General features: G+C 46.6%; 7 protein-coding genes. All 7 read right to left on the reverse strand.

Annotated features, from left to right (window positions below):
• The 7 genes from ACKVDP_RS10910 to ACKVDP_RS10940 are packed head-to-tail and all read right to left on the reverse strand — an operon-like array spanning position 1 to position 11,933.
• Positions 1–807, reverse strand: a complete 807-nt coding sequence (locus ACKVDP_RS10910) for an alpha/beta hydrolase (RefSeq protein ID WP_409228891.1) — start codon at positions 805–807, stop codon at positions 1–3.
• A complete protein-coding gene (locus tag ACKVDP_RS10915) occupies positions 794–4,081 on the reverse strand; it encodes a UvrD-helicase domain-containing protein (protein WP_409228892.1) in 3,288 nt (1,095 codons plus the stop codon). The genes ACKVDP_RS10910 and ACKVDP_RS10915 overlap by 14 nt, the downstream gene beginning before the upstream one ends.
• Positions 4,081–7,149, reverse strand: a complete 3,069-nt coding sequence (locus ACKVDP_RS10920; protein ID WP_409228893.1) for a PD-(D/E)XK nuclease family protein — start codon at positions 7,147–7,149, stop codon at positions 4,081–4,083. Before ACKVDP_RS10920 ends, ACKVDP_RS10915 begins: the two co-directional genes overlap by 1 nt.
• Before the next feature lie 2 nt (positions 7,150–7,151).
• Positions 7,152–8,060: an ROK family protein gene (locus tag ACKVDP_RS10925; RefSeq protein ID WP_409228894.1), complete on the reverse strand. Its 909-nt coding sequence runs from the start codon at positions 8,058–8,060 to the stop codon at positions 7,152–7,154.
• A 15-nt stretch (positions 8,061–8,075) separates the two neighbouring features.
• On the reverse strand, positions 8,076–9,293 hold the full coding sequence (gene nagZ / locus ACKVDP_RS10930; protein ID WP_409228895.1) for a beta-N-acetylhexosaminidase: 1,218 nt from the start codon (positions 9,291–9,293) through the stop codon (positions 8,076–8,078).
• Between the two features lie 11 nt (positions 9,294–9,304).
• The gene (locus ACKVDP_RS10935) at positions 9,305–10,951 is read right to left on the reverse strand and encodes a nucleoside kinase (RefSeq protein WP_409228896.1); all 1,647 of its coding nucleotides are present in this window, start codon (positions 10,949–10,951) and stop codon (positions 9,305–9,307) included.
• Position 10,952: 1 nt separating this feature from the next.
• Positions 10,953–11,933 carry an RluA family pseudouridine synthase gene (locus ACKVDP_RS10940; protein ID WP_409228897.1) on the reverse strand — a complete coding sequence of 327 codons (981 nt, stop codon included), beginning with the start codon at positions 11,931–11,933 and terminating at the stop codon, positions 10,953–10,955.
• Between the last annotated feature and the right edge of the window lie 29 nt (positions 11,934–11,962).

Here is an 11,962-nt window from a genome sequence, read left to right on the forward strand (position 1 = left end):
CTAGCCTAGCCAGTCTGTGATATCCCTAAGAATAGATTCCCATTCGTCCTCATTGAGTATCTCATGGTAAAGACCATCATACACAATGAGGTCTTTTTTCTGTGACGGGATTTCCTCATGGAACCAGCTGCTGATTTCAACCGGCACAATTGGATCCTCCTTCCCGTGGACAACCAGACATGGTAGCCTGTACCTCTTTGCACCTTCGCCCAACAGTTCAACACCCCTGAAAAGAAACTGATAATAGAGCCTTAAGGAAGCCCTGTGTAGTACCAAGGGATCATTTATATAATCTATATAGACCTGCCTTTTCCCACATATTCCCTCCCCAACCGGATTCTTTAGCTTTATTCCACCTGCTATTTGAGACAGTATCTTCATGGTGCCTGGTTTTAGCTTTTCCGCAGAGGGAAGACTGCCCAGAGCTGGTCCAGAAAGGATCTGGGCACAGGACATTTCAGGATTCTCAATTCCAAAGATTGCTGTGATCAGTCCCCCCATGCTGTGCCCAAATGTAATTAGGGGAACATCGGGGTATTTCTGGGCTACCTTGCCTACAATCTCCTCAAGGTCCTCCAGGTAGGACTCAAACCTGTCCAGATGACCCCTGTCCCTGTTTCTGCCATGTCCCCTCAGGTCGTATCTTACCACATGGTAGCCGTACCTGTTCAGATGCCGTGCCACATGGTCATATCTACTGGCATGCTCGGCAAAACCATGGGTTATGACTATAATTCCCTTGGGTTTTTCAACAGGATCCTCCCTGTACCAGATTTCATAGCCGTCTCTCATTTCAATAAATTCCATATTCTTCTTCCTCCCTGTTGCAGAAAGCCCTAAATCTGCAGCTTTCCCTGCAGTCATTGGCAATAGCGTAATCCTCAGGCTCATGATGGGTCTCAACATAGTCAAAAACCCTTTCCATATCCTGGAGGAGAAGCTTCTCCTCCATTTCAGTTACGGCAATATCCTCCACCGATCCATCCTCCAGGAATAGGATTGCAGCGGAAATATTATCCATTTTCAGTATCTTTCCAGCAGCCCATCTGTAAAATATAAGCTGGGGCCTGTAAAGCTTAATCAGCTCTTCCCTGTTGTTCAGCCTGTTGGTCTTGATGTCGATTATCCTCTTCATATCCCCATGATGTTCCAGCCTGTCAATAAATCCTGTTATGGCATGATTGCCAAGCATTACATAGAATTCCTTTTCCATCTCAATCTCACATTTAGGCTCCCTGGATGCATAGGCAACAAAATTATTGATATGGGGTTCCAGCTCCCCAACTACCTGGTCACTAAGCTCCACTCCCACCTTAGCAGCAGCCTGGTCAAGAATTGTGCCTATGCTCTTGCCTTCCCTGTAATATCTGCAGAATTCATGGACAAGAAGCCCTTTTGTTGTACCGTCAATGGCGTTATTTGAGGGCTTTTCCAGTGCATTACCCTCCCCAAGGGTCAATCTCATCTTGTAGGTAAGAAAATATTCCCTTGGACATGAAGAATATTTCAGGTACTGACTTATACTGTAGGTCTCCCTTCCTGCCACTGGATGCTGCTGGAACTCCAGAAGGGGGTAGGCTTTTTCCCCTGTCCCTCCTTCAGGCTCAACCATGGGCTTAACCATTACAGCCTCCTGTGGCTGAACGGGAAAATCCGACACGGTCTTAACAGTGGAATCCTCAAGATACTCGTGGACCAAGGCCTTAAATCCATCCTTCTTGCCCTGATAACCAAGGATCAGCCTTTCCTCTGCCCTTGTCATTGCAACATATATCAGTCTTTTTATCTCCTCCTGCAGGTTTTCCTTGGTGTCCTTGTAGATCAGGTCATAATAGCTTGAATCACCATTCTTAATACCCAAGCCCATATCCTTGTCAAACTGGAAAAGGGCCCTGTCATAGGCACCTCTTCTGCCCATTTCAGGAATAATAACCACAGGGAATTGAAGGCCCTTTGATTTATGGATTGACATGAGGCTTACAGAATCGCCCCCTGAGTCAGATATTCCATCACCCTCGGATTCAGTTCTCCTGTTTTCAATGTAGTCGATCAGCTCCTCCAGACTTCCGCCCTCAGCAGTCTCATAATCCCTGACGAGCTCAAGAAAGGCATCAAGGTTTCTGAACCTCATCATGCCCTGATACATAAGAAGCTGGCTTTCCTTGAATCCTGTAGATTCCATAAGGATTTCAAGCATCTCCCCTGCTCCAATATGATTTTTGAGATGTGACAGCCTCTTCAAAAGATCAGCTGTTTCCTCCATTATGCTGTAATCAATGCCATCAAGCTCAATGTCCCTTTCCTCCAGGAGTTTTTCAATGGCATGAGTCATCTGCAGAGACTCACCCTTTCCATATCGGTCCAGCAGGTGAAATATCGCCTCATCGGACAGGCCTGCAAATCCACCTCGCAGAAAGCCCACCATGGATATCATGTCCCTGGGGTTGCTGATCACCTTTATTGCGTTGAGAAGATCCAATATCTCATCGCGTTGGTAGAAGCTTACTCCTCCTGTGCTGGTGTAGGGGATATTGTATCTTCTAAGAGCCTCCTCATAGACTGAGCTTCTTGTCATGGCCCTGAAAAGCAAGGCAATATCCTTGTACTGAATCCTCCTGTTACCGTGAAGCTCCTCATTGTCCACCATATACCTAATTCTTCTGGCAATCTGCTCAGCTTCAAATTCCTGGGTCTCCTGGGAGTTTCCTGAGAACTCCTCCTTGTACAGGACTTCAACCTCCACTGGCTGATCCACCTGCTTGTTAGGATTCAAGGGGTTGTACCTTTCACCCAAAAGTCCGGTGAATACTCTGTCAACAAGCTCAAGAACCGTAGCTACGGTACGGTAGTTCTCTGTAAGTGTTATGACCTTGCCTTTTTGAGAGGATTCTATGTCCTGGACCACATCGTAGAAAACCTGAACGTCCGCACCTCTGAATGCGTAGATGGACTGCTTTGGATCTCCAACCACAAAGAGGTTTCCCCTATCCAGCTTCTCATCCCTGGATGCCAGCCTGTAGAAGATGTTCTTCTGGAGCTGGTTGGTGTCCTGGAATTCATCAATCATGATGTATCTGAACCTGTCCTGGTACTTATTCAGAATCTCATCCTCCATCAGCAGGTTGTATGCCTTAATCTGAAGGTCCTCGTAATCCAATACTCCCTGGTCCTTCTTCCTTGCAGAATACTCCCTGTCAATTGCCTTTACAAGATCAAGTATCAATATATATAGGTCCAGTTTTTCGCCCTCAAAGGTTGACAATGCAAGCTTTAGCAGCTCCTTAAGCCTTTCTTGTGCTTCTGGGGCCTTCTTGCTGCTGCCCATGTTGTCACCAAGAAGCTGCAGTATGTCCCTGAGCTGGTCCCTGTTTTCCTGGCCAACAAGAAACTGCTGGACTGAAGGGTCCTTGAGTATACTTGCGAATTTACCCCTTCCCATTTCACCGCCCAGATAAAGGGCCGTTTCCCTTATTTCCTGAAGGACTTCATCATCAAGCTCCCTGCCGGTCATATGGGAAACCGTCTTTTCCATCGCCTCATCCATGGTTATCCCCAGGGTTCTGATCTTCTTGTAGATATCAATAAGCTCATCTGAAAGGGGCCCTATGTCCCTCTTTCCCAACAGGCTTATCAGCTTAAGGTTATCCTCCTCCCTCAGATATCTGTCAAGGACCCTGCCGGCAGCCTCCCTTAGCATCCGGTCTGCAACATATTCCTCCAGGACAGAAAAACCCGGGTCAATGTCTGCCTGAACAGGGTTCTCCCTAAGGAGCTTTCCACAGAAGCTATGGATTGTCATGATATATGCCTTTGAAAAGTCCCTGTAGAGTCTTCTCCACCTCTCTCCCTGGTCCAGTCTTGCAGCTATTTCCCTCTCTATCCGTTCCTTCATTTCAGTGCTTGCCTTCTTGGTAAAGGTTATTGCCACAAGGGATTCTATCTCCCTGCCCTCATCCAGGTTTCCATTTTCAAGTATGTGTACATATCTCTCAGTAAGTACCTTTGTTTTCCCGGTCCCTGCCCCTGCTGATACTGCAAGGTTCATATTGATGGTCTGGATTGCCTGCTGCTGCCTGTCCATCAATCCACCTCCTCCTTATTGCCGTACCTGCATATGTCCCTGAATATGCAGTATGCTGAGCATTCCTTGGGAGCTACGGCAAAGTACCCATCCCTTATACCTTCCACCGCTCTGATAACGGTATTCCTGCTCCCTTGAAGCAGCCTCCTATACTCCTCCTCATCCACCGCTCCCGTATTCCTTCCCGTTACAAAGGGTGCTTTCCCTTTGATAGCCAGTGCAGGATACAGGTCTCCCGATGAGAGTATTCCATAGTAGCCGCCTGTCACCCTGTCCTCTCCCTGAGAAAGTATATACATGGGAAGCTGTACGCTCAATCCATTTTCTATGTCTTCTCTGGTCCTCTTCCCGTAGGATGAGGATTTGTAGTCAATCAGGATGAAGCTGCCGTCCTCCACCCTGTCTATCCTGTCGATGACCCCTCTGAAAGAGATTTCCATTTCATCTTGGGAGATTCTGAAGCTCCTGTCCTCTCCAAACTGCTTTTCCATAAGGTAAGGAGTCACCTTGATATTGGAGCCTCTCATCCTCTCAAAATCGGCGGAAATGTATCCGATTAGGGTTTCTTCCATGGACAAAATGAACAATCTGTCACCTCCAGATATGTTCTCCAACCCATATGCCTTGGCTTCACCTATAACCAGGGACCTTAGATAGTCCCTGGTGGCTTCCACCTGGAAGGCTCCAGGATCCTCTTCAAGGTCTTCCCTGTACCTTCTGTAGTAGGAGCACAAGACACTGTGAAAGATCTGTCCCCTGTCCATAGGCTTGGTCTCCTGCCATTCCCTTGGCGTTTCCTGAATGTTGAACAGCCTGCCCAGAAGAAAGGCATATGGGCACCTTATGTAGTCCTCAATGTAGGACACGGAATATACCTGATCCTCCATCTTACTTCCCACAAGGTCCCTGATTCTGTCGGAGTTGAGCACCCCGCTATACTTATCCAGCTCTCCTGTAAAACGGCTGTATTCTGAATGGAGCCTCCTGTTTATTCGATCCTTAAGGCCAGAGCTATTATTGATGAAATATGCCAGCTCATCCTGCTCCAGCCTCCCCTGGTAGTACCTCCACAGCGAAAGCGTGTTGAAGTCATCCTTGCTTGATAACTCATCTAGACCTCTGTTCATAAAGGATTCATGATCAGCTTCCTCCTGAATAATAGTGCTGTTTCCAGCGGTTCTAATGATTCTTGCCAGGAAAATGGATGGAAGATCATCCTCTTCTCCGAAGGATGATGAGGTTCCCAAATACAAGGATTTTTCTGTGGAACCGATTATGCTTGATATTTTCAACAATTCGTTTTCAAATTTCTCCCTGTAATCCATGTGCTTCACTCCACCGCTCTTGAGCCTTTCAAGACTCTTTTGGGAAAAGAGGAAGTTGCTCTCATCAAGGCTGGGATATTGGCTCCTGTTAAGACCTATTACAAACTTATGGTCCCGCTTCAGTGCTCTTCCATTTGTGGGATTCAACACTTCAATTCCGTTAGTGGCGGGGTTCTGTACAACAATCTCCTCTTGGACCGTATAGTCCCTGAGTATATCCATGAAATCCTTAAAGGAAACCTCCCAGTCAATATAATCCATCATGGCAATTTCCTCTAATATTTCCCTGAATCCATTTAGGGCATTCATTTCGTTTATTGCCCATTTCCAATCATTTACATGGCTGGAGTTCTCCATTATGTACTGGTCCAGTTTAAGGGAATTCAGGAGCTCCAGAGCAAATTCTCCGTGAGCTGTGATTAAACCATCCTCTCCCGATCCGTCAACTATGCCCTCTATCTCTTCTATGAGGAGGCGCATCTTCTCAAGGGTGTCCACGTCAACATCCAGCTTTCCTGTGGAAAGGAGCATGCCCTTAAGATCCCTCAGACCATCAAACCTAAGCCTTCTTATATTAAGCTCAAGGTCATTGTCAACGTATTCCCTGTTTGTTATGGGAGACTTGATCAGATTGATTATATCCTCCCTGCTGCCTCCCGACGCCCTAAGCCTAAGAATATCGATGAATCCTTTGATTATCCTGCTTTCCCAAAGGGATCGCTTCATGGGGGACTTGATATTAAGCTGCTCTCTCCTTGACAGGTCCAGAAACAGGTCCCGATAAAAGGCTGATGCTGCCACCACCTGTATTGAGCCTGGATCCACACCCTCCATCAGGAGCTCCTTTATCCTGGTTATGCATCTCTTGATTTCAAGCTGTGGGCTTTCACCCCTTATAATTGTAATATTTCCCTTGGGGTCAACTGTATCCCTTTGATCCACAAAGCGCTTTGCAAATGTGCTGAGAATGCTCCTGTCTTCTGAAGCATCCTCAAGTATCTCAAATCCCAGTCCCTTAAGTGTTTCCAGGGTGCTCCCAACAAGCTGGGTATCATTTCCTCCACCAAAGGGAAGGTTGAGCGTCAAGTCAAGGTCCATCCCCGATAGCTGCTTAAGTATCTCTATTTCAACAGGTCTGAAATCGTAGAACTGGTCCACTATAACCCTTTCAAGCCCTTCAAAATCTATCTCCCCCAGTCTTAGAAGGTCTACAGCAGCAATGTAGCTGCCCTCACGGTCAACAATGTCATTGCCCTGGAGAAAATCCTCATAGAAGCCATATATGGAGGAAACCTCCTCAAGATACCTGTCTCCCTGTGAAATTTCGGAAAAGCTATCAGGGGAAATCAGGGCCCTTTTGGCCTCCATTATCACTTCCTGAACACAATCAGCAAACCCCTCATAGTCTGCCATTTTATGAAAGACCTGCAGCCTACCCAACTCTGCAAGTCTCTTAATGGCCATTTTTACAATATTAAGCTGAATCGGTCGCTGGATGACATGGAGGTTTTTCCCCACAAGTATCCTTTCAACGATATCATCAAAGGTCATAATCCCTATGTCAAAGGCTCCACCAGTCTCCTGGATAACTCTCCTTCTCAGGGATCTGAGTAGCTCACCGTTTGGAAGAATGTAGTAGGTGCTCCGTCCCCTTCCATCAGAAAGGATTCCCATGTACTCCCCTATGAGCTGCTCGCTTCTATTGTTTCCGTAATCACCTGAGTAAACCTTTCCCCTGTTCAAGACTACACCCCCCAAACGAATCTATCCATAGCCGCTCTGGCAGCTCCAATGGTACCTGAAGCATTGAGATGCCTGGCAGGAATTATATCCATCCCAGGATTGTTGTTTACCTGGCTGTTGAAGTTTCCAATCATTTCATCCCACCAGCTTTCCCTGGACAATATTACTCCTCCACCGATTATCACCGCTTCAGGGTCAAAGATATTCTTTACGGTTACAAGGAATACTGATAGGTCCCATGCAAATTTCCTGACCACCTTCTCTGAAATCGGGTCCTCACGGAAGGAATCAAAAATCTCCCTACCTGTCCTTCTTAAACCGGAAAGCCTTTCATACTCATCCTCAACGGCGGTTCCTGAAACATACTGTTCAGTACAGCCTCTCTGCCCACAGCTGCACTGGTGTCCTCCCGGATACAAGATGGAATGTCCTACCTCAGCGGCCTGGAAGTGACTTCCTCTCCAGAGGCCCTCCCCCTTGGTATACACAGCTCCCCCCAATCCAGTTCCAATAGTGAGCATAACAAAGCTCTCCCTGTCCCTGCCTGCTCCAATCCATGCCTCGCAAAGACCTGCAACATTGGCATCATTCTCCACCTGGACCGGTATTCCAAACTCCCTTTCCAAGGGTCCCTTTATATGGGTTCCAGCCCAGCCTTCAATGTTTCCACCAACAGATAGAACCTTGCCATTCTCCGAATCTATAAAGCCAGGTGACCCAATGCCAATTGCTGAAATTTCCTCATCCTCCATAAGGATTCGGATAAGCTCCTTGATGCCAGCCATTACCTCCCCTGGAGAGCCTGACTTGCTTGTGGACACTGTATTCAACTTAAGTATCTCACCGGATTCATCCACCACTGCACCATTTATTTTTGTTCCACCCAGATCAATTCCAATTACCTTTTTCATACAAGGTATCACTCCCTAATCAAATAGTCCTTCAATCCTATTGTCAAGCTCATCATCAAAGGTATCCCTGACAGCTTCTTCCTTTAAGTCAAAATCCTCCTTAAGCCTGATTATCCTTACAACCTTACAGTCTATGTCTTCCTCCAGAAGGCTTCCCTCCCCAACTGCTGCCTCTATGGCTTCAAAGGCCTCAACCAGGTTGGTCTCTCCGTGGCAAATTAGGGCAACATCTCCTCCTGCCGCTATAAACTCCACAGCAGCCTCACTTACAGTCATGGATCCCACAATGGCACCCATGGTCAGATCATCTGAGAAAAGGACTCCATCAAATCCCTGGTCTTCCCTTAGTAGTTCCTTCATGATAATACCTGACAGGGAAGCCGGCTTGTCATCCAGTGCAGGTATTAAGAGATGACCCACCATAAGGGCTGGTATTCCATAATCTATTGAGGCCTGGAATGGAATCAGCTCTGTACTCAAAAGCTCCTCCTTGGACTTGTCTATCACTGGAAGTAGGGTATGTGAGTCAACATCAGTATCCCCATGACCTGGGTAATGCTTCCCAACCGGTACAACCCCCTGGTCAGAAATACCCTTCCAAACCTTGATTCCCAGCTCTGAAACAACACCAGGGTTTTGGGATATTGCCCTGTTTCCAATCACAGGATTATCCGGGTTTGAATCCACATCAAGCACCGGGCTGAAATTTACGTTAAAACCAAGTCTCCCAAGCTTTTCACCCTGTATGGCTCCGTACTCATAGGCAGTATCAGGATCGCCCCTTTCACCCAGCCGGGACTGTGGAGGAAGGTTCCTAAAGATACCTGAAAGTCTTGTTACGGAACCACCTTCCTCATCCACAGCAAGGAAAAGAGGTATTGGGCTGTTGTAATTAATTGACTTCAAATCTCTGATGAGATTCCTTCTCCCTTCTTCATCTGTAATATTGCGTCCAAAAAATATAAATCCACCAATGTGGTAGTCTTCAATTAGTGAAACTTCCCTTTGGGAAATCTCAGTTCCCTCAAATCCCCCCATCAGGAGCTGACCTATTTTTTCCTGGAGGGTCATGGCCTTGACAGCCTCAACCAGGAGCTCCTCCCTTGTTGGCGGCTCCTCTGCCTGGTGGGGAGGATTCTCAGCTGGAGGTTCCACAGGAGTCTTATCCTGATCAGCCTGTCCACAGCCTGCAAGCATAAACACCAAAAGCATCATGTACACTAGCTTTTTCATAGTCCCACCCCTCAGCTTCCAATGAATTCCCTGATTATTGAATTAGGCGGAATGCAGCCCTCATCCTCTATCGGATTGAAATACTTAAGAAACTTAAGGAGCTTTTTTGCCTCCGAGTAGTGTATGCTTTCCGGTGTTATCTCCTGAAGCAGGGGCATTATATACTTCTTCAGCACAGACATTTCATAGACCAGGGAGGAATTGAACATGGCATCAGCCTCCTCCTGGAAGGGGAATATATACTTCTCCTCCCCAGCTCTGACTCCCTGCCACAGCTCGAAGGTCCTGGAGGGTTCATTTCCCCTGAACTTCACATCCCTGACCATCCTTCGGATAAGTCTGGTGTCGGTTGTTGATATCCTGTTGTGATTGTCTATGTTAAGCTGTGTCAAGGCTGATATATATACCTTGAACTTGTTCTTTTCTGGAATGTCAATTGTCAGCTTGGGATTGAGGCCGTGAATCCCCTCAATTATTATGGGATGGTCCTTGTCCACGCTTATCCACTTTCCCGAGGGTTCCCTTTTTCCTGTTACAAAGTTGAACCTTGGAAGCTGGACAGACTCACCCTCAAGGAGCTTTACAAGATCCCTGTTGAATAGCTTCAGGTCTATGGCATCGATTGACTCAAAATCTGGCTCCCCATCCTTCTTCAAGGGTGTATCCTCCCTGTTGACGAAATAGTCGTCCATTGATATTGAAATAGGTCTTTTTCCGTTGACCTTAAGCTGAACTGAAAGCCTGTTTGCAAAGGTTGTCTTTCCGGAGGATGAGGGTCCTGCAATGAGAATCATGTTGATGTCCTGGTCTTCACACACCTTGTCGGCAATCTGTGCAATCCTCTTTTCGTGCAGGGCCTCTGAAATCAGGATAAGATCCCTCAGATGACCGTTGTTTATCCTTTCATTCAGGGAGCCAATGTTGGCAAGGTCAAGTATTTCAAGCCAGTTGTTGGATTCCTTGAAGATTTTTGCAAGCTTCTTCTGATCCTTGAAATTATCCATATTGTAATGGTTTTTTCTGCTGGGGAAAAGTATGATTACCCCCGGATAATAGTACTTAAGCTTGAACTCCTCGACAAATCCCGTGGAAGGTGCAAGATATCCATGGAATGAATCGATGTGGTCCCCGATTCTGTATATGCTTACGGTGTCCTTGTCCATGGAGGAGATTAGCCTGATCTTGTCTGAGTAGCTGTGTTCCCTAAAGATTTCAAGGGCCTCTTCCCTTGTATAATCGGAACGCTCAATTGAAATGTCCCTGCTGATGATCTCCTTCATTTTCTCCTCCAGAATCTCCGTCTCCTTGAATGAAATTCCATGCCTGTCATCAAGCTCAGCATAGAGTCCAGGACCTAGAAAATGATGTATAATTGCATCCTTGTCAGGATAGAGCTCCTTGCAGGCCATAATAAACACAGCTGATATGGTCTTAGTGTAGATCCTGTATCCGTCAACATCCCTGTTGTCAAGAAACTGGATCCTAAAACCATCCTCAGCATCCTTGTAAAGAGGATAGATTTCATTGTTGATTCTGGCTCCCAGATATCTCATGTACTCTTGACCCTGGACCTTTTTCAATACCTCAAGCAGGGTTGAACCCTCCGGCATCTTCAGCTCTCCATATCCTTCCACTGTCAACTTTATCTGCTTTCCCAAATCAATCACCTCGCAAATTAAACAAATCCTTCTCAATACGTGCGAACAGTCCGCCTGAATGGGCTGTGAACTCCCTGCCATTGAGATAATCCAAGGGTTCCTCCATTCCCTGAAGAACCAGTCTATAGCCGTGGAGCCACTGGTCGGTCAGACCGTATTTGCTTTTGAATTCCTCATTTACTCTTCTGTTGCCGTACTTTCTGTCACCTATTACAGGATATCCAAGTGATGCCAGGTGACTTCTGATCTGATGGGTCCTGCCTGTTATCAGCTCCACCTCAAGAAGAGTGTAGCCGCATTCCCTCTGGAGGACCCTGAATCTGGTCCAGATCTCCTTACTGCCATCTGATTCCTCATCACTTATCTGCACCTTGTTCCTTTCCTCATCCTTTGTCAGAAATGCCTTGTGCTCAAAGTCCTTGTCTATTGTACCCCTGACGATGGTCATGTAGAATTTGCCCACCTGTCCCTCCTTGATTGCCTGGTTCACAATCTGAAGACTCTGGTAGTTCTTTGCACCGATTATTATTCCTGAGGTATTCCTGTCCAGCCTGTTGCAGATGGAGGGTGTAAATGTCTTTTCAAGCCTTGGGACGTAGTCTCCCTTGTCTATGAGATAGCCCACCAGGGCATCCACCACATTGTCCTGAAATTCCTCTCCCGTTCCATGGGCAAGAAGACCCGCCGGCTTGTTAATAAGCACAATGTTCTCGTCCTCATAAACTATGTCAAGGTCTATTCTGGACCTTTTATGCTTCCTCTCTCCCTTGAATTTCTCTATGGTTTCCTCTGCAAGGTATAGCTGCACAAGGTCCCCTTCAACCAGCATCATATCCGGCTTTGCCCTTTCATTGTTGACCTTGATGTTCTTCTTTCTGATCATTTTGTATATGAAGCCCTGTGTCGCATCCGCCATGTACTTCTTCAGAAACCTGTCCAGCCTTTGCTGACTCTCATTTTTTTCTATCCTAAGTTCTCTCAAAGTTTATCTCACCTTTTCCTCTCTTTTAT

The organism is Gudongella ferriphila, from assembly GCF_046224405.1.
Taxonomy (GTDB): Bacteria; Bacillota; Clostridia; order Tissierellales; family Tissierellaceae; genus Gudongella.